The sequence below is a fragment of the Ensifer sp. Root278 genome (assembly GCF_001429285.1).
GTDB lineage: Bacteria > Pseudomonadota > Alphaproteobacteria > Rhizobiales > Rhizobiaceae > Ensifer.
The window spans coordinates 118,255-136,631 of record NZ_LMJJ01000044.1; the positions used below are offsets into that span (position 1 = coordinate 118,255).

The window sequence follows — 18,377 nt, forward strand, 5'->3', positions numbered from 1 at the left end:
TCGTTTGAAGGGCGCGCCTTGGGTGCGCCCTTCGTCGATTGTGGCGATGCGTGGTGGAGCTATGCATTTGCGGTAGCTCGGCCCTGTCCATTCTGCGTATCGCGCAGCTTCGCCAAGGGCTATCGTGCCTCCGTAATACTTCATAACGTGTGCGTGCAGCCATGCAGATTTAGCGCACCAGAACCAAGCCCGCGCCGTCCTGATGTGAGCCCCGCGGGCTCTGCAGGGAGTGCCCGATGAGCGGCGATATTCGAACAAGCCTTGAGACCAGGATTCGCTGCAGGCCACTGCGTGATCGCATCGCCACGGCGGAAGAGGCGGCCGCGCTCATCAAAGATGGCATGACGATCGGCATGAGCGGCTTCACCAAGGCGGGCGATGCCAAGGCGGTTCCGCTCGCGATGGCCGAACGTGCGGCGCGCGAGAAGTTTCGCATCACGCTGCTGACCGGCGCTTCGCTCGGTCACGACATCGACAGGACGCTGACGGAAGCCGGTGTCCTTGCCCGGCGCCTGCCGTTTCAGTCCGATCCCGTTTTGAGGGCCGCGATCAACCGTGGCGAGGTGATGTTCATCGACCAGCATCTCTCGGAAACCGTCGAGCAGTTGCGCTCCGGACAGATCAGCCCGATCGACTATGCGGTGGTCGAGGCGGTGGCGATTACCGAGGATGGCGGCATCGTGCCGTCGACATCGGTCGGCAACTCCGCAAGCTTCGCGATCCTGGCGAAGAAGGTGATCGTCGAGCTCAATCTCAGCCATAGCCCCGAGCTCGAAGGCCTGCACGACATCTACATTCCAGCGAAGCGCCCGAGCCGCACGCCGATCCCGGTCGTTGCTTGCGACAGCCGCGCAGGTTCGCGCTATATCCCGGTCGATCCCGAAAAGATCGTCGCCATCGTTATCACCGAGAAAGAGGACAGCGCTGCGCGCATATCGCCGCCGGATGCCGAGACCATGGCGATTGCCGGCCACCTGATCGGCTTCCTGCAGGAAGAGGTGCGCAAAGGCCGCCTCGACATGACGCTCAATCCGCTGCAGGCCGGCATCGGCGTCATTGCCAATTCAGTGCTGAGCGGTCTCGTCGACAGTCCGTTCCATGATCTGCGCATGTACAGCGAGGTGCTTCAGGACAGCACGTTCGAGCTCTTCGAGGCAGGTAAGCTGAGTTTCGCCTCGGCATCGTCGATGACGCTTAGCAGCGCCTGGGCCGATCGGGTGTTCCGCAACATCGGCGCCTACAAGGACAAACTGGTCCTCAGGCCGCAGGAGGTGAGCAACCATCCGGAGATCATTCGCCGCCTGGGTGTTATCGGCATCAACACGGCGCTCGAATTCGATATCTATGGCAACGTCAATTCGACCCATGTCGGCGGCACCGACATGATGAACGGCATTGGCGGCTCTGGCGATTTCGCCCGCAACGCCTTCTTGTCCATCTTCGTCGCCAAGTCGGTTGCGAAGGGCGGCGCCATCTCGTCCGTCGTGCCGATGGTGTCCCATGTCGACCACACGGAGCACGACGTCGATATTCTTGTGACCGAGCATGGACTTGCCGATCTGCGCGGGCTGGCGCCACGGGAGCGTGCGCCCGCGGTCATCAGCAACTGTTGCCACCCGGCCTACCGCGAATTGCTCTCCGACTACTTCGAACGTGCGGGCGCGACCAGGGGTGGCCAGACGCCTCATATCCTTGAAGAGGCATTCGATTGGCATGTACGACGCCTGAAGACCGGAAGCATGATGCCAACTGCGTGATTTGACGGATTTGATGCGAAGAAATCATTGTGAAAGCAAGTGTTTGCGATGATTTCTTCGAGTTCATTCCAGCATCTTCAGGCGTCTGAGAGATAGTTCATCAACTCCGTCATGGCTGCAGACGCACCTGGAGCGTCAGCCCTCTCGACCGCATCGATCACGGTGAGATGGCGGCGGACGGATCCCACCATCTTCTCGGTAGAGGATGACGCAAACCAGATCCGGCGCGCATGCGTCTGCAAAGGCGCCAGCGCCGCAGTCAGGAAGCGGTTGGGACAGGCCTCCTCCATCAGTTCGTCAAAGACCTTGTCGGCCACGAGGAACCCCTCCATGTCGCCTGCGTCGAGGCGGGCGGCCATTTCCGCGCCGCAGGCTTTCATCGCACTTCTGTCATCGGCGCTCGCGTGTGTCGCTACCAGAGCGGCCGCAAGCGGCTCCAGCTTCTGCCGGGCCTGCATGACATGGACCTGATCGTCGGGGCGGATCGTGGTGATCTGCAGGCCGACGCGTGGTCGCACATCCATCAGGCCCTGCCAGGCAAGCTTCTGGATCGCCTCGCGAACCGGCGTCCGGCCAAGTCCCGCCAGTTCGATCAATTGCCTCTCGGTGACCAGCGCGCCGGGCTCGAGCTTCAGTGTAACGATGAGGCGTTCGAGCGCGAGGTAGGCGAGGTGAGCATGGGATTGCAGTGACATGCCGTTCCTTTGCTTCTGATATATCAGGAGCTTGCACAATTTTTGAGAAGGAGGCAAGCAAGGCGATCGTCGCATCTCTGTATCGCCTCTCAAGCTGATGCGAGCCTTGAGAAATATAATTAAGCGAGCGCTCAAATATCACAAATTTCAAAGGCATGAATAAAGGAAGCTCATAGGCCGTTTCCAAGGGGATTGATGTTGACGAATGGTAAGGGGCTTGTCAGTCTTCCCCTTGGCAACAACCGTCTGACGTCGGCGTTGAGGGGCGCAAGATGCAAGTGGGCGCGTTTCTGGTCTGGTCGCTGATGGTGCTCGCAGGGCTGCTGGCCGTACCGGCGGTCAGCCACACCAATGCATTGACGACATTCTCGCTGATGGCGTCGTCCGCTGCCTTCGTCGGCATGGCGATCGCCCAGTTCATGGCGACCCGCCCGCCTTTCGTCGAAGCCTTGTTCGGTGGGCTCGATCGCGTCTACCACTTCCACCGGAGGATCGGCATCTCGGTGCTGTGCCTTATCCTCATCCATTATTTCCTGAAACCGGACTTCAAGGGCCTGGCACTGACGAGCGGTTTGAACCAGCTGGCTGCTTCTGCCGGAAAATACGCGTTCTATGGTTTCGTCATCCTACTTGTTCTTAGCATTGTCAAAATCATCCCGAGGACGAAGATCGAGATTCCCTACCATCTCTGGCGCTACACGCACCGTCTGATCGGCCTGCTCTTCGTTCTCGTCGCCTTCCATCAGATGTTCATCAAACGTCCCTATGACGGCACGGCACTTCTGGCGGTTTATCTCAATGCCTTCGCCGCGCTCGGCATCCTGAGCTATGCCTACACCCAGCTTCTGCCGTGGCTCAGAACCCGCGGCTACGAAGTTTTCGAGGTGGCGAAGCATGACGGAGCGACGATGATCACGGCGCGACCGGTCGGACGGCCCATGCGAGCGAAGCCGGGCCAGTTCGGATTCCTGCGTGTCATGAAGCCGGGCCTGCGCGAGCCGCATCCGTTTACGATCGCGGGCATCGAGGCTGACGGTATCGTCCGCTTCGCGATCAAGCCGCTCGGCGACTACACGCAGGCGCTGCGCGATGGTGTCGCGGTCGGTGATCGGCTGAAGCTCGAAGGCGGCTATGGTCGCTTCAACCATCGCCGCGGCGGCAAGAAGCAGATCTGGCTCGCCGGCGGCATCGGCGTCACGCCGTTTCTGGCAATGGCCCGGCACTTGAAGGGCGATGAAGGCCAGGAGATTCACATGGTCTACTGCGTGCGCGACAGGCGCGAAGCGATTGGCCTGGAGACCTTCGAGGGGCAGGCGCAGAAGCTCGGAAACTTCAGTTTTGTCCTGCACGATTCTTCCGTGAACGGGCGCTTGGACGCTGCCAAGCTGGCGACCGGAAGCGCGATCGATCCGGCGGAGGCCGATCTCTGGTTCTGCGGCCCGGCGCCGCTGAGGGAGGCAATCGTCAAAGGCTTGAAAGATCTTGGCAAGAGGCCGCGACGGGTCGAATTCGAGCAATTTCAGTTTCGATAGACAGCAGATTTCAGTAGCGATTCTATTGTTTTAGGGAGAGGTTTTCATGCGCGGTCTGCAGGCAAAAGGAGAGAGTGCTTCGCCAAGAGCCGGCCGCGGCCGGGGACCACTGGCATTCTCGTTGGCGGCGTTGGCCGCCGCCCTCTTGCTCTGTCCCGCCCTTGCCGAAGCGCGCGACGCCTTCGCCGACGACGCGTTTTCGACCTACAAGGCCAATGTCGACAATGGCAAATACGTGTTCAATGCCGCGGGATGCGGCGCCTGCCACGGATCCGGCGACAATACCGAATTGCTTTCCGGCGGCATGGAGATGAACACGGCGATCGGCACATTCTACGCGCCGAACATTTCGCCCCACGCCAACGGCATCGGCGGCTGGACCAACGCCCAGTTCTTGAACGCTGTGCTGGTCGGTCTCGACCGGGAGGGCAACAATCTCTATCCGGTCATGCCCTATACATCCTATGGCGGGATGAAGCCGGAGGATGCGCTCGATATCAAGGCCTATATCGAGACACTGCCGCAGTCTGACGCCGCCTCGAAGGAACACGAGATCGCCTTCCCCTTCAGTCGTCAGACGACGATCACGCTGTGGAAGCGCAGTCACTTTACGGTGCCGGGCTATCAGCCGCGGGAGGAGACGCAAGCCGAGCGCGGCCGCTACCTTGTCGAGAACGTCGGCGGCTGCGGTGATTGTCATACCCCGCGCACCACCACCTACGGGCTCGATCTGGAGCGCGCTTACCAGGGCGAAAAGGATCTGACGGGTGCGGTCGCCCCGGACATCAGCAAAGCGAAGATGGCGGGGCTTGCCTCGCCGGAAGTCTTCACCAAGGGGCTAATTGACGAAGGCAAGAAACTCTCGGGCGCCCCGGTCAGCGATCCCGTGATGCGGCGCATCGCCAAGGGCCTGAGCGTTCTGACGGAGGAAGACCGCAGGGCGATCTACGCCTTCCTCTCCGACCGCGAGGTGAAGGCGCCGGCGCCGGTGGCGCAATCTGTGACCGCCGTCTGCAAGGAAAACACGGCAGCGGAAGCGCTCGGTGGCGACAATGCGGCACTGGCACAGCAGGCGGACGCCTTCATCGGCAAATACTGCCGCAACTGCCACGGACCGGGCGAAAGCTCGCAGGGGAGCTACCCCGCCGGCGACCTCGCTTCGATCGGCGCGGATGCCAATTTCGTGGCGCCGGGCGACGCATCGAAGTCACGCCTCTATACGACCGTCGTTAGCGGCCGCATGCCGCTCGGCAAGCGGCCCTCGGCCGAAGAGATCAAGGTGCTGGAGGACTGGATCAATTCCCTCAGCGAGAAGAGTCTGCCGCAAACGGCGGCGGCCAAGCCCGACCGTTCCCGCCCGATGCAGAGCTATGGCCAGTTCGTCGAGGCGGCGCTGAAGGACATCGATAAGGTCAACGAACTCGACCGTCCGTTCATGCGCTATTTCTCCTACCGCGACCAATATAACGGCATGATGGGCTGCGAGGACGACCAAACCTTCATGAAGCGCATGGATGTGCTCGCCGGCGGCTTCAAGAAGCTGCTGAATTCGCTCTCCTATGGGCCGAAACTGGTTCTGCCAGCCGAAGTCGATGGCACCAAAGGGCTGCTCGTGCGGGTCGATCTGCGCGAGCTGCAATGGGAGACCGCGGATTACGACTTCCTCGCCAAACGTTACTTCTATGGCATCGCCCCGGAGAGCGACGCGTCGCTGGCGGCGCTTTCTAAGGAGACTGCCACGTCACTGCCGATCATGCGGATCGACTGGTTCATGAGCAATGGCGCACGGCCCGAGATCTACAACCGGCTGATGCGGCTGCCGACTGAGATCAGCGAACTCGAAAAGCGCTTCAAGATCGACGTGGCCGACAACATTCGCCGGCGCAACGTCCTGCGCGCCGGTTTCGCCGACGGCTCATCCGGAGTGTCCGACCACAACCGCATGCTGGAACGGCATGACATGCCCTTTGGTGGTTACTACTGGAAGTCCTATGACTTCGGCGGCGAGCTGGGCAAGCAGGTATTGAAGCGTTTCCCACACGGGCCGAAGGAACTCGCTCCGCTCGACGCGGGCCTTGTGCCCTTCGAGCATGATGGCGGCGAGATGATCTTCTCGCTCCCGAACGGATTGCAGGGCTATTACCTCTCCACCTCGGCGGGCAAGCAACTCGATGTCGGACCGACGACGATCGTATCGTTCCGCAAGCGGCCGATCGGCAAGGGCGTCGAGATCATCAATGCACGGTCCTGCGTCGATTGCCACGCCGACGGCATTCTATCGAAGCGCGATCAATTGCGTGAACATATCGAGACATCGACGCTCTTCAGCAAGGATCAACAGGACGTTCTGCTCGCCATGTATGTGAAGCAGGAGGAATTGGACGAGGCCTATCGGAACGACCGCGAGCGTTTCGTCAATGCGCTGAAGGCGCTGGGTGTCACCGAGCCGACGCCGGATGGCGGTCTCCAGAGCAAGCACGCTCCGGGCGATGCAGAGATCATCACCTACTTCGCGGACAAATACGAAGACGAGCTCGACTTTGACGGTTTGGCGGCCGAGTTCGACATGACGCCGAAGCAATTCTCCGATGCGATCAAGCGCGTGACGAATACGGATGTTTTGCGCCTGGGGCTCGATTGGGTGACGACGCTTGAAGCCGGCGGAACGATCCCGCGCAATGAGGTCGAACAGCAATATGCCTTGCTGCTGGAGCCGTTGCTGCAGCGTCGTCCGCTGGATACCGCAGTGATCGTCGTTGCCGGTTCCGAGCACCCGGTGGGCGCCAAGCCGCAATCGATCGTGGCTGCCGTGCCCGAGTATCGCAAGGAGGATGCGGCGGCTGGCAACAAGCTCGAGCTCGCGCTCAACGTGAAGTCGACGACGGCGAAAGTTGGCGATCAGCTTTCTTTCGAGCTTAGCGCCAACCACGCCTGCGAGTTGCAGATCCTCTATGTCGAGGAGAATGGCAATGTCGAGGTCATCCCGGATGTGATGATCGGCAACATCACGCTGCAGCCGGGCGAACGGCGCCTTATCCCGCAGCCGGGGACGGGCACGCTGACCTTCGATACGCCAGCACCATCCGAGTCGATGTTGGCTTTCTGCCGTGTCGGCGGACTTGGCGATCAGAGGCTCACCGTGGAGAAGGCGCGCGACTACGTGGCGAAGTCGAGGTTGCCACCGACAAGGGGGCTGGCAATCAACCTGGCCAAACAGGCCCAGGGCGATGCTGGGGCCAGCAGCGTTCAGATGGTGACCTTCGAGATCAAGAACTGACGAGCGAACAATGGCAAAGGTGATCCGGTCTCTTATTCTCGCGTCGGCAATGGTGCTGCCAGTCGCCTTGCCCGCGATGGCCTGCGATGGTCTTCGCCAGGCGTCCGAAGCGCTGAACCGCGGCGACGAGGCGGCCGCGCGTGCTGCCGCTGCTCCGGAGAGTGTGGCGGGATGTTCGTCAACGGAGATCGCGCTGACGCGTCGCGTCGTGGCGCTGGTGACCTTCAACCGTGTCGCGGCTGCTGTGGGGCAGGGCGCCAAGCTCGAAAGCTTCGAAGGCGACCTGACGACAGCGAGCAGAGACGCCGGCGGCCCGTGGCAGATCCTTGATGCGCTCGGCGACATTAGCCGGGAGCACCGCGACTATGAGGCGGCGGCGACCTATTATCAGCAGGCGCTGGAAGATTCGGCGAACGAGGAACTGACGCCCGATTGGATGGCGCCGGACAAGGACTACATCCTGCGGCTGGACAGGTTGGGCTCGGAAATGCGGCTTGCGGCAACCAAGCCCGTCAAGCTCGCCGCGCGCGGCGCCTGCAAGTTCTCCTATCGCGGCGTCTCGATCAAGAAGAAGGCCACCCCGGTGCGCTACGTCTTCGGCACCGCCGAGTTCACGCCGGAGGGGCTGCAGTCGGCAAAGGATCTTTTCGAATGCCTGAAGTCGGCGAAACCGCCGGCAATCACGCTGATTGGTCATACCGATCCGGTTGGCACGACCGAGGCGAACAAGGCATTGTCGATCGCCCGCGCCGAGGCCTTGGCGCATTACCTTGTGGATGCCGGATATCCGGGTACCTGGATAGCCGTCGGCAAGGGCGAGGAAGAGCCGTTCAAGCCGGATGACCCGAGCGCCTACGACGAGGCGATGCTGCACCAACTCGACCGGCGGGTGGAAGTGGACGTGGGGAACTAGTTGTGTTGCACAGAATCCTGCTTTCGACGGTCCTGTTCGTCCTGCCCGTGCCCCCCGTCCTCGCGGCCACGTCGGCGCTGGTCGTCGGGGTGGATGCCTATCCGCATGAAGTGAGCCTCGACGGCGCAGTGAAGGACGCACGCGATGTCACGCAGGCGCTAAAGGCGGCCAATGTCGACACGATACGGCAGTTCATCAATGAGCAGGCGACGAAGGACGCCATCCGCTCCGCCTGGACCGAACTGGTCGCCGGCGCAGCCCGCGGCGATACGATCGTCTTCACCTATGCCGGGCACGGCGCGCAGATGCCGGAACTGATTGCGGGCAGCGAAGAAGACGGTCTGGACGAGTTCCTGGAACTACCCGGCTTCGACAGGAGCCGCGCGGAAGAAACCAGCAAGGAGATCATTGTCGACAACGAGCTGAACGCCTGGTTCGCGGAAGCGGAGGCCAAAGGTATTCAGGTTCTGTTCCTTTCCGACAGTTGCTTTTCCGGCGGCATGAACCGTTCCATTTCCGGTAAAACGCGGCTTGCACCGATCGTGCGTGCGAAGGTGCCGCCGCCGTCCGAAGAGGCGCTCAGGGGCGCGAAGGTGAAGGAAGCGGATCTGTCTCGCGTGACGATCCTGGCCGCGTCGCTCGAAAGCCAGCCGACGCCGGAAGTGGTGATCGGCGGCGAGCCGCGCGGGGCCCTGAGCTGGAGCTTTGCCCGCGCCATAGAGGGGGCTGCGGATCGCGACAGCGATGGCCGGATCTCGCGCATCGAGCTCGAGGACTATGTCTTCTCCAACGTCAAGCTTCAGTCGGAAGCGCTGCAGGTGCCGAACTTCACGCCGCAAGTGCCGCGCTCCGACAAGGAGATTGTCCTGTCCCTGCCGCGAAGCGCGACCATCGGCGCGGGCGCGACAGGCGACGCCGGAGCGAAATTGAAGTCGCCGCGTGAAATGGGCTGGACGGGGAAACTGGCACTCAGCGTGACCGGTACGGCGCCGCCGCTCAACAATCTCGGCGACAATGGTGTGCCCTATCGCTGGGATGCTGCCACCGGGGTGTTCTACACGCCGAACGGCGATGTCGCCGGCGAACACATCGCGCCGGACATGCTCCAGGGCGCCGTCGACAAGTTTATCCTGGTCGATTTCCTGAAGGTCCTGGCGACGCAGAGCCCCGGCAGCGTTTCGCTCACGCCGTTGAAGGACATCTACGCGGCAGGCGACAGGCTGAATTTCAAGGCGGCGCAGGGCGACTACGCCAACATGCTGGTTTTCAATCTGGCGAATACCGGCGAAGCACAGCTTCTCGATGCGCAGATTGCCGGTACCGGCAGCCACGCGTTTCAGCTTCAGGGCCTGGAGGTGGTGAAACCCTTCGGCGCCGATCACCTGGTCGCCATCTCGACGAATGCGCCGATCGACGCCATTGCGGCGGCCTTCTCCAACTCGAAGCTCGATGCCGCAGCGCTTCTGCGCCTCCTTGAAACACGGTTGGAAGGCAGCGAAAGCACCATCGCCATCCAACCGCTTTACACGAGGGACCGGGGCCAATGAGCGCGCGTGGCAAGTCGTGGTGTACCGCGGCGCTTTCTGTGGTGGCATGGCTCGCCTTGCTTGCGGCTCCGGCCGTGGCCGGCGACCGGGCCTTGCTCATCGGTGTCGGCAGCTACCCGAGCCTGTCGCCAAAATTCGCACTCAAAGGTCCGAAGAACGATCTCGTGGCAATGCAGGGCCTGCTGACGGGAAAACTTGGTTTCGACCCGTCCTCGATCCGCATTTTGAAGGAGGAGCAGGCGACGCGATCAGGGATACTCTCGGCCATGAACACGTGGCTGGTCGAAGCAACCGGACCCGGCGATCGCGTCTACATCTACTTTTCCGGTCACGGCCTTCAGGTGACGGATGCAGATGGCGACGAGCAGGATGGACTGGACGAGGCGCTGGCGCCCGTCGATATCGTCTCCGGTGAAACGGACTGGCAAGGCGCGATCCTCGACGATGAGATCGACCGGATCCTGGAACGGCTGCAGGGGCGGGCGGTGACGATGGTGATTGATGCCTGCCATTCAGGCACGATCTCTCGTTCGCTTTCCGACGACGTCTCGTCGGGCATCGAGGGCGCTCGTTTCCTGCCCCGCCCGCATGCCAAGCCGGTTGAGCAGGCATTGACCCGCGGCCTCAGGATCGATCTTGCCGTCGTCGATAAGCCGAAGCTGGTGGAATCGGGCGTGACCGCCTGGAGCGCGGCCGCTCCATACCAGGTGGCCTGGGACGATGTGCGGCTTCCCGTCGAAGATCGGCACGGCGTGTTCACCGCGGCTTTCGTCGCTGGCCAGACCGGCAATGCGGCGGACGCCAACGGCAACGGTTTGACGAGCAATGCCGAACTGCTCGAATTCGTAAAGGTGCAGTCGACCGCTTACTGCTCCTCGCAGGAAAAATGCGGCAATCTCGACCCGCAATTGGAAAGCAAGGCGCAGACGCTTGGCGAGAGTGCAATCGCACCCGAAAAGCTCGGTGCGGGTGGCAACGGGCAGGGGACTTACCAGCAATCCAGCGCTCCAAGTGGGACGCCGACGACCTATCAGGACTCCGATGCGGTCAACGCGATCGGTGACATCATCGGCAAGACCGAGACCGGCGAAGTGAAACTCGTCATAGACCGACCCACGACCATGAAGGCCGGCGACGTTTTCAAGCTGACAGTCACCAGCCGGACCGGCGGCGACCTGCTGCTCTTCGACGTGAACAGCCAGGGCAAGGCCACGCAGGTCTTCCCGAACGAGTTCGCGCAGAAGATCACGCCGCTTGCGCCGGACGTACCGCTGACATTACCGGACGACTATTATGGCTTCGATTTCGAAGCGTCGGGTGAGGGCGAGAGTGCCTTCGTTGCACTCGTGGTCAGCGATGCCGTCGATCTGAGCGACGTCGCGCCGAAATCCCGTGGTCTGAAGGTTGAGCTGAATACCCGGGAGACCTTGAGCGACATCGTCGCGCGGCTACAGAAGACCTGGGCCGATGATCTTGACAGGCGTAGTATCCGCTGGTCCGTCGGCACTTTGCGCTATCGCGTTGAATAGGACCGAGCCAAGCAATCCGAATAGAAAAAGCCCGCCTCGATGAGACGGGCTTCCTTGTGAAGGTGTCTGCCGATCCTAGTGCAGGATCTGGCTGAGGAAGAGCTTGGTGCGCTCGTGCTGCGGATTGTCGAAGAACTCGGCCGGCGAGTTCTGCTCGACGATCTGGCCCTGGTCCATGAAAATCACGCGGTTGGCGACCTGGCGGGCAAAGCCCATTTCGTGGGTCACGCAGAGCATGGTCATGCCTTCCTCGGCGAGGCCGACCATCGTGTCGAGCACTTCCTTGATCATTTCCGGGTCGAGCGCCGAAGTCGGCTCGTCGAACAGCATTATCTTCGGATTCATGCACAGCGAGCGGGCGATCGCCACGCGCTGCTGCTGACCGCCGGAGAGCTGGCCCGGATATTTGTTCGCCTGTTCGGGAATCTTGACGCGCTTCAGGAAGTGCATCGCGATTTCTTCCGCCTGCTTCTTCGGCATCTTGCGCACCCAGATCGGCGCAAGCGTGCAGTTTTCGAGGATCGTCAGGTGCGGGAAGAGGTTGAAGTGCTGGAACACCATGCCGACTTCGCGGCGCACTTCGTCGATCTTCTTGAGGTCGTTGGTCAGCTCGATGCCGTCAACGACGATCTTGCCCTTCTGGTGCTCTTCGAGGCGATTGATGCAGCGGATCATCGTCGACTTGCCGGAGCCCGACGGGCCGGCAATGACGATGCGCTCGCCTTTCATAACCTTCAGGTTGATGTCACGAAGGACGTGGAAGTCCCCGTACCACTTGTTCATTCCAGTGATTTCGACTGCGACATCCGTTGCGGAAACAGTCATTTTGGAAGCAGTGGCTGCGTTTGCCATGCGATCCTCCCCTCATTTTATCGTTTATGGGCCGTGTCGAGAACGCGTTCCATGAAGCCTGAATAGCGCGACATACTGAAGCAGAAAAGCCAGAATATGAAGCCAGCGAAAATAAGGCCCGAGATCGGCGTGACCGAAGAGGCCCAGTTGGCGTCGGTGAAGTTGAAGCGAACGATGCCGAGCAGGTCGAACATGCCGATAATCGACACCAGCGACGTATCCTTGAAGAGACCGATGAAGGTGTTGACGATGCCGGGAATCACAAGCTTCAGCGCCTGCGGCAGCACGATGAGGTTCATCTTCTGCCAGAAGCTGAGGCCGAGCGAATCTGCGCCTTCATACTGCCCCTTCGGAATGGCCTGCAGACCGCCGCGCACCACTTCGGCCATGTAGGCCGAGGCAAAGAACGACACGCCGATCAGTGCGCGCAGGAATTTGTCGAAGGTGACGCCCTGCGGCAGGAACAGGGGCAGCATGACGCTCGCCATGAACAGCACGGTGATCAGCGGAATGCCGCGCACCAGCTCGATGAAAGCGGTGCAGAGCATCTTGATCACGGGCATGTGTGATCGCCGGCCAAGTGCTAGCAGGATGCCGAGCGGCAATGACACGGCGATGCCGACGAAAGAGAGAATGAGCGTCACCATCAGGCCGCCCCAGAGCGGCGTCTCGACGAATGTCAGCCCAAACCAGCCGCCCGGAAGCAGGATCAAGGAGATGAGCGGCAGAACGGCGAAAAGCAGGATGGCGTTGATGCCCTTGTAAGGGACCTTCGGTATTGCCATCGGCACGAGGAAAAGAATGAAGAGGATGCCGACCAGCGTCGGTCTCCAGCGTTCATCGAGCGGATAGCGGCCGTAGACGAACTGGTCGAGCTTCGCGTTGACGAAGGCCCAGCACGCGCCGCTCCAGCCTTCCGGCTGGCTACCGCCCTGTGCAACCGTGGCGCAGACGCCACGGCCTCCACCGGTCCAGGCGGCGTCAAGGAACAGCCATTGGATTGCCGGCGGCAGGAACCACGCGAGCGCAAGTGCGCCGATGATGGTAAGCACCGTATCCTTCGGCGTGGCGAAAAGGTTCTCGCGCAGCCAGTGGACGACGCCGCCTTCTGCGATCGGCGGTGCGGAAGCCTCGATCATCGAGGCGCGGACGAAATTTGCCTGGGGTGTGGTCATGGTCTTATCTCTCCACCAGGGCCATTCGGGCATTGAACCAGTTCATGAATAGCGACGTCGCGAGGCTCAGCGACAGGTAGACGACGATCCAGATCGTAACGATCTCGATCGACTGCCCCGTCTGGTTGAGGATCGTGCCGCCGACGGCCACGAGATCGGCGTAGCCGATGGCGACGGCGAGCGAGGAGTTCTTGGTCAGGTTCAGATACTGGCTGGTGAGCGGCGGAATGATGATCCTCAGCGCCTGGGGAACAACCACGAGGCGCGTCGTCAGACCCGGGCGAATGCCGAGCGCGTGCGCGGCCTCCGTCTGCCCCTTGGAAACACCGCGAATACCGGCGCGCACGATCTCGGCGATGAAGGCCGCGGTATAGAACGAGAGCGCCAGGAACAGCGACAAGAATTCCGGCCCGATGACCGAGCCGCCGGTGAGGTTGAACTTGCCGGCAACGGGAACGTCGAAGGTGATCGGCGATCCCGTGGCGAGGAACGTCAAGAGTGGTAAGCCGATGATCAGGCCGAGAGCCGTCCAAAGAACCGGGAAGCGCTGTCCGGTGGCTTCCTGCTTCTTGCGCGCATACCGCGCCACGAAGAAGCTGGCGACGATCGCGATGAAGAAGGCAAGAACCGTGTACATCGAGCCGTCTTCAAAGATCGGTTTGGGAAAGGCGAGACCGCGGTTGTTGAGGAACATGTTGAGCGGCAGTGCCGCAGATTCACGTGGCTGCGGCAGGATCGCCAGAACGCCGCTGTACCAGAAGAAGATGACGAGCAGCGGCGGGATGTTGCGGAAGATCTCGACATAGGCGAGCGACAGCTTGGCAATTAGCCAGTTGTGCGACAGCCGTCCGATGCCGACCGCAAAGCCGATGATGGTGGCGGTGAAAATACCGCAGACAGCGACCAGCAGCGTGTTGAGCAGACCAACGACAAGCGCGCGCTGATAGGTCGAATCGCTGGTAAAGGCGATCAGCGACTGTCCAACGTCGAAACCGGCGCGCCCATTCAGGAAGCCGTAACCGGAAGCAATATTCGCTCGTTTGAGGTTCTCGATCGTATTGTCGGCGATCCAATAGACGAAGGCCGCGAGAACGACGAGGGTGAGTACCTGATAGAAGATCCCGCGCACTTGCGGGTCGTAGATGATCGACCCCGACGGTTTGCTTTTTTCAGGCGTAGTTGTGACGCCAATCGCCATGCAATGCCTCTTTCCCCTTTGTCACCCTTTGGGTGTTTTTATCGTTGGATGGGGAAGCGGTGACCCGCTTCCCCAGTCTTGGATAATCGCTTAGCGGACCGGCGGGGCGTACTGGATGCCGCCCTTGTTCCACAGGGCGTTGAGGCCGCGCTCGATCTTGAGCGGGCTGCCAGCGCCGATGTTACGGTCAAAGACTTCGCCGTAGTTGCCGACGGCCTTGATGATGTTCACGGCCCATTCGTTGGTCAGGCCAAGGTCGGTGCCGATCTTGCTGTCAGCTTCGACGCCGAGGAAGCGCTGAACGTCCGGGTTGGCGGACTTCTTCATTTCTTCGACGTTGGCCTGGGTGATGCCGAAATCTTCGGCCTGGATCAGCGCATAATGAACCCAGCTGACGATATCGAACCACTGGTCGTCACCCTGGCGCACGGCCGGGCCGAGGGGTTCCTTCGAGATGATTTCCGGCAGGATCATGTGGTCGTCGGGCTTCGACAGCGTCAGACGCAGCGAATAGAGGCCCGACTGGTCGGTGGTGTAGACGTCGCAACGACCGGCGTCATAGGCGGCGTTCACTTCTTCGAGCTTTTCGAAGACGACCGGATTGTACTGCAGGTTGTTGGACTTGAAGTAGTCGGCAAGGTTGAGTTCGGTGGTGGTACCGGTCTGCACGCAGACGGCTGCGCCCGAAAGCTCGAGAGCCGACTTGACGTTCAGGCTCTTGCGAACCATGAAGCCCTGGCCGTCATAGTAGTTGACCGGGCGGAAGTTGAAGCCGAGCGCGGTGTCGCGGTTGATCGTCCAGGTGGTGTTACGCGCGAGGACATCGACCTCGCCGGACTGCAGCGCCGGGAAGCGTTCCTTGGCCGAAGTGGGCGTGAACTTCACCTTGCTGGCATCCGCGAAGATCGCGGCGGCGATTGCCTTGCAGTAGTCGACGTCGAAACCGCTCCAGTTGCCCGAGGCATCCGGTGCCGCGAAGCCGGCGAGACCGGTGTTCACGCCGCACTGGACAAAGCCCTTGGCCTTCACGTCATCAAGGGTAGCGCCCGAAGCCGCCTGTGTGCCAATCCCCATGACAGCGGCGCCAACGAGAGCTGTCAGAATTCTTTTTGCCATTTTTAGAACCTTTTTCTGTTGTCGTTAGTTCCCGTCTGCACCAGCGCGTCTCCTGGCGCGTGCAGCCTCCGCCACCCTCCTGGCGCGAGTACAGGCTATCTCATGCTCAAATTCCATGAGGGTCAAGAGAGGCCGCCGATTTTCTGGTTTTGCATGTGAAAAACCCGAAACAAGCCAGAAAGTTAGGCAGTTTTTGGGGGCAATGGGCGGGCCCTGGGCGAAAAATCGCCAAATGCCGGCCGATGACGGCCAAAACGACGCTCCATGATTTTTGCCACTTGACCGCGGTTGTGGCTCATTCGAAGAGTTTCTCTTTCGAAATCAGAAGCGGAACATGCAATGGCAGACAGCGGCAATGTGAATGGCAAGGCGGGCATCAACACCCGTCTCGCTCATAGCGGCAACAATCCCTCCGACTATTTCGGCTTCGTCAACCCGCCCGTGGTACATGCGTCCACCGTGTTGTTTCCGAATGCGAAGGCGATGGAAACGCGCGCGCAGAAGTACACCTATGGAACGCGCGGAACGCCGACCACGGATGCGCTTTGCGACGCGATCAACGAACTTGAAGGTTCCGCCGGGACGATTCTTGTACCCTCGGGCCTGGCTGCCGTAACGGTGCCGTTCCTTACCTATCTCTCGGCGGGCGATCACGCGCTGATCGTCGATTCGGTTTATTTCCCGACGCGCCACTTCTGCGACACCATGCTGAAGCGTCTTGGCGTCACCGTCGAATACTACGATCCGATGATCGGTGCCGGAATCGAAAACCTGATCCGACCGAACACGCGCCTGGTGCATACCGAAGCGCCGGGTTCGAATACGTTCGAAATGCAGGACATTCGCGCCATCGCCGACGTTGCCCATCGCCACGGCTGCGTCGTCACCATGGACAACACCTGGGCGACGCCGGTTTACTTCAGGCCGCTCGATCACGGCGTCGATGTGTCGATCCATGCGTCCACCAAGTATCCGTCCGGTCATTCGGATGTTCTCCTGGGTACGGTGTCGGCGAACGCCGCCCACTGGCCGGCCTTGACCGAGGCGATGGTGACCCTCGGTGTCTGCGTTTCGCCCGACGACAGCTACCAGATCCTGCGTGGCCTGAGGACGATGGGCATTCGCCTCGAGCGGCACCAGGAGAGCGCACTTGCCCTGGCCCAGTGGCTGGAAGGGCGGGATGAGGTCGCCCGTGTCCTGCATCCGGCACTGCCGAGCTTCCCGGGACACGAACTCTGGAAACGCGATTTCGCCGGCGCAAGCGGCATCTTCTCCTTCGTCCTAAAAGCGGAAAGCGCCGATCGGTTCAAGGCCAAGGCGCACGCCTTCCTCGACGCGCTGAAACTGTTCGGGCTCGGCTATTCCTGGGGCGGCTTCGAGAGCTTGGCACTCCATGTCAGCCTGTCGGACCGCAAGGTGGCGCTGGCGCCGACAGAAGGTCCGGTCATCCGCCTGCAGATCGGGCTTGAGGATGTGCCGGATATCCGCCGCGACATCGAAGCGGGATTGGCCGCGGCCAACGCCGTTTGACGGCTTGAGGCGCCGCATTCATTCGCGGCGCCTCGTCACCACCGACTATGGAATCTGCGTGTTGCCCACTCGCCTGTCCGCAGTCAGCGCTGGGCGCCGTAGCCGTAGAGCCAATCAAGGTCGGCAGCGAGCGCATCCGGTCCCTTGAGTTTCAGGACGATGTCGCGGCCGAGGCGCAGCGGCCCACGGGCGTGGTAGGCAAAATGATTGAACGCCGCGCGGCGGCGGACCCGGGAGATGCGCGGTCGACGCCTCGCTTCGAATGCAGCCAGCGCCTTCGGGATATCGATGCCGGTGGCCAGGCAGTCGGAAAGCTCGAAGGCGTCCTCAATCGCCATGGCCGCGCCCTGCGCCGCAAAGGGCGTCATGGCATGGGCCGCGTCGCCGATCAGCACGGTCTTTCGCCCGTCTTGCCAGGCCCCGTCGTCGACTGTGCACAATGGCCAGTAGGTGGGGGCGGCAGCCTTTTCGAGCAGCGAGCGGATGCCCGCGTTCCAGCCGGAGAAAGCATTCAGGCAGTCCTGGCGGCGCTTATCCGAATCCTTGCCGACCCAGACGGCGTCGGTCTCCTTGCCCTCGATGATCGCGACAAGATTGAAACCGTCAACTTCCCGCAACGGGTAGGCGACGAGATGGGCGCGAGGGCCGAGGAACGCCGTGACCTGGTTCGGCTTGAGAAGGCCGGCGGCCGTGTCGCGCGCAAGCGTCATGCGCCAGGCGACGTTGCCTGAAAACCGTACACGACCGGCCCCGGGGACGCCGTTGCGCAACCGCGACCAGATGCCGTCGGCGCCGACGATGATGTCCGGGCGGCGCCCCGTCAGTGTTATGATGGTCTGCTCATCAGGGTTGTCGATATGGCAGCCGAGTTGCAGGCGGCAGCGCGGTTCTGCCTCCACGGCGGCAAGCAGGACTTTCTGCAGGCTCGCGCGGTGCATGACGGCATACGGCGCGTGCCAGCGGCGACGCGCGAAAGCGCCGGCCGATACGCTGGCAAGAGGGCTCAAGGATACGCCGTCAACCAGGCCGATGCGCTCGGGCTCGCTCCAGTAGGCTTCGAGTTCCGCAAGCAGGCCGAGTTCTATGAGGATGCGTGAGGCGTTCGGCGACAATTGCAGGCCGGCGCCGACCTCGGTCAGCGCCGTTGCCCGTTCGATGATGTCGACTTCGAAGCCTCGGCGGGCGAGGCACAAGGCGGCCGTAAGCCCGCCGATACCGGCGCCGATGATCGCGACAGGGCGCGACATCGTGGCCTA

At 61.6% G+C, this 18,377-nt stretch carries 13 protein-coding genes; 7 read left to right on the forward strand and 6 right to left on the reverse strand.

Features of this window, described 5'->3' with window-relative positions:
• Positions 1–236 precede the first annotated feature (236 nt).
• Positions 237–1,757, forward strand: a complete 1,521-nt coding sequence (locus ASE60_RS32260; protein WP_057255704.1) for an acetyl-CoA hydrolase/transferase family protein — start codon at positions 237–239, stop codon at positions 1,755–1,757.
• A 77-nt stretch (positions 1,758–1,834) separates the two neighbouring features.
• Here ASE60_RS32260 and ASE60_RS32265 read toward each other — a convergent pair whose 3' ends face one another.
• The gene (locus tag ASE60_RS32265) at positions 1,835–2,452 is read right to left on the reverse strand and encodes a GntR family transcriptional regulator (RefSeq protein ID WP_057255706.1); all 618 of its coding nucleotides are present in this window, start codon (positions 2,450–2,452) and stop codon (positions 1,835–1,837) included.
• A gap of 272 nt (positions 2,453–2,724) precedes the next feature.
• Here ASE60_RS32265 and ASE60_RS32270 point away from each other — a divergent pair, with 272 nt between their 5' ends.
• Genes ASE60_RS32270 through ASE60_RS32290 form a run of 5 tightly spaced genes read left to right on the forward strand, consistent with a single transcriptional unit; the run spans position 2,725 to position 11,250 of the window.
• Positions 2,725–3,984, forward strand: coding sequence for a ferric reductase-like transmembrane domain-containing protein (locus ASE60_RS32270; RefSeq protein WP_057255708.1), 1,260 nt, complete (start codon positions 2,725–2,727; stop codon positions 3,982–3,984).
• A 46-nt stretch (positions 3,985–4,030) separates the two neighbouring features.
• The gene (locus tag ASE60_RS32275; RefSeq protein WP_057255710.1) at positions 4,031–7,261 is read left to right on the forward strand and encodes a c-type cytochrome; all 3,231 of its coding nucleotides are present in this window, start codon (positions 4,031–4,033) and stop codon (positions 7,259–7,261) included.
• A 10-nt stretch (positions 7,262–7,271) separates the two neighbouring features.
• The gene (locus ASE60_RS32280) at positions 7,272–8,174 is read left to right on the forward strand and encodes an OmpA family protein (RefSeq protein WP_082616294.1); all 903 of its coding nucleotides are present in this window, start codon (positions 7,272–7,274) and stop codon (positions 8,172–8,174) included.
• A 2-nt stretch (positions 8,175–8,176) separates the two neighbouring features.
• Positions 8,177–9,721, forward strand: a complete 1,545-nt coding sequence (locus ASE60_RS32285; protein ID WP_057255714.1) for a caspase family protein — start codon at positions 8,177–8,179, stop codon at positions 9,719–9,721.
• Positions 9,718–11,250, forward strand: coding sequence for a caspase family protein (locus tag ASE60_RS32290; protein WP_057255716.1), 1,533 nt, complete (start codon positions 9,718–9,720; stop codon positions 11,248–11,250). The genes ASE60_RS32285 and ASE60_RS32290 overlap by 4 nt, the downstream gene beginning before the upstream one ends.
• Positions 11,251–11,325: 75 nt before the next feature.
• Here ASE60_RS32290 and ASE60_RS32295 read toward each other — a convergent pair whose 3' ends face one another.
• The 4 genes from ASE60_RS32295 to ASE60_RS32310 form a co-directional block, all read right to left on the reverse strand.
• Positions 11,326–12,102: an amino acid ABC transporter ATP-binding protein gene (locus ASE60_RS32295; RefSeq protein WP_057255718.1), complete on the reverse strand. Its 777-nt coding sequence runs from the start codon at positions 12,100–12,102 to the stop codon at positions 11,326–11,328.
• Positions 12,103–12,119: 17 nt separating this feature from the next.
• Positions 12,120–13,277 (reverse strand): amino acid ABC transporter permease, encoded by a 1,158-nt coding sequence (locus ASE60_RS32300; protein WP_057255720.1) that lies wholly within the window; start codon positions 13,275–13,277, stop codon positions 12,120–12,122.
• Between the two features lie 4 nt (positions 13,278–13,281).
• On the reverse strand, positions 13,282–14,475 hold the full coding sequence (locus tag ASE60_RS32305; RefSeq protein ID WP_057255722.1) for an amino acid ABC transporter permease: 1,194 nt from the start codon (positions 14,473–14,475) through the stop codon (positions 13,282–13,284).
• Between the two features lie 90 nt (positions 14,476–14,565).
• Positions 14,566–15,591 (reverse strand): amino acid ABC transporter substrate-binding protein, encoded by a 1,026-nt coding sequence (locus ASE60_RS32310; protein WP_057255724.1) that lies wholly within the window; start codon positions 15,589–15,591, stop codon positions 14,566–14,568.
• A 339-nt stretch (positions 15,592–15,930) separates the two neighbouring features.
• Between ASE60_RS32310 and ASE60_RS32315 the strand changes: the two genes are divergently transcribed.
• Positions 15,931–17,121, forward strand: a complete 1,191-nt coding sequence (locus tag ASE60_RS32315) for a cystathionine beta-lyase (protein ID WP_057255726.1) — start codon at positions 15,931–15,933, stop codon at positions 17,119–17,121.
• A gap of 83 nt (positions 17,122–17,204) precedes the next feature.
• Here ASE60_RS32315 and ASE60_RS32320 read toward each other — a convergent pair whose 3' ends face one another.
• Positions 17,205–18,368: an FAD-dependent monooxygenase gene (locus ASE60_RS32320; protein ID WP_057255728.1), complete on the reverse strand. Its 1,164-nt coding sequence runs from the start codon at positions 18,366–18,368 to the stop codon at positions 17,205–17,207.
• Positions 18,369–18,377: the final 9 nt, after the last annotated feature.

Bases quoted from the DNA above. Each gene is read 5' to 3' on its own strand.
- ASE60_RS32260 (WP_057255704.1), top strand. From the start codon at position 237: ATGAGCGGCGATATTCGAACAAGCCTTGAGACCAGGATTCGCTGCAGG.
- ASE60_RS32265 (WP_057255706.1), bottom strand. From the start codon at position 2,452: ATGTCACTGCAATCCCATGCTCACCTCGCCTACCTCGCGCTCGAACGC.
- ASE60_RS32270 (WP_057255708.1), top strand. From the start codon at position 2,725: ATGCAAGTGGGCGCGTTTCTGGTCTGGTCGCTGATGGTGCTCGCAGGG.
- ASE60_RS32275 (WP_057255710.1), top strand. From the start codon at position 4,031: ATGCGCGGTCTGCAGGCAAAAGGAGAGAGTGCTTCGCCAAGAGCCGGC.
- ASE60_RS32280 (WP_082616294.1), top strand. From the start codon at position 7,272: ATGGCAAAGGTGATCCGGTCTCTTATTCTCGCGTCGGCAATGGTGCTG.
- ASE60_RS32290 (WP_057255716.1), top strand. From the start codon at position 9,718: ATGAGCGCGCGTGGCAAGTCGTGGTGTACCGCGGCGCTTTCTGTGGTG.
- ASE60_RS32295 (WP_057255718.1), bottom strand. From the start codon at position 12,102: ATGGCAAACGCAGCCACTGCTTCCAAAATGACTGTTTCCGCAACGGAT.
- ASE60_RS32300 (WP_057255720.1), bottom strand. From the start codon at position 13,277: ATGACCACACCCCAGGCAAATTTCGTCCGCGCCTCGATGATCGAGGCT.
- ASE60_RS32305 (WP_057255722.1), bottom strand. From the start codon at position 14,475: ATGGCGATTGGCGTCACAACTACGCCTGAAAAAAGCAAACCGTCGGGG.
- ASE60_RS32310 (WP_057255724.1), bottom strand. From the start codon at position 15,591: ATGGCAAAAAGAATTCTGACAGCTCTCGTTGGCGCCGCTGTCATGGGG.
- ASE60_RS32315 (WP_057255726.1), top strand. From the start codon at position 15,931: ATGGCAGACAGCGGCAATGTGAATGGCAAGGCGGGCATCAACACCCGT.
- ASE60_RS32320 (WP_057255728.1), bottom strand. From the start codon at position 18,368: ATGTCGCGCCCTGTCGCGATCATCGGCGCCGGTATCGGCGGGCTTACG.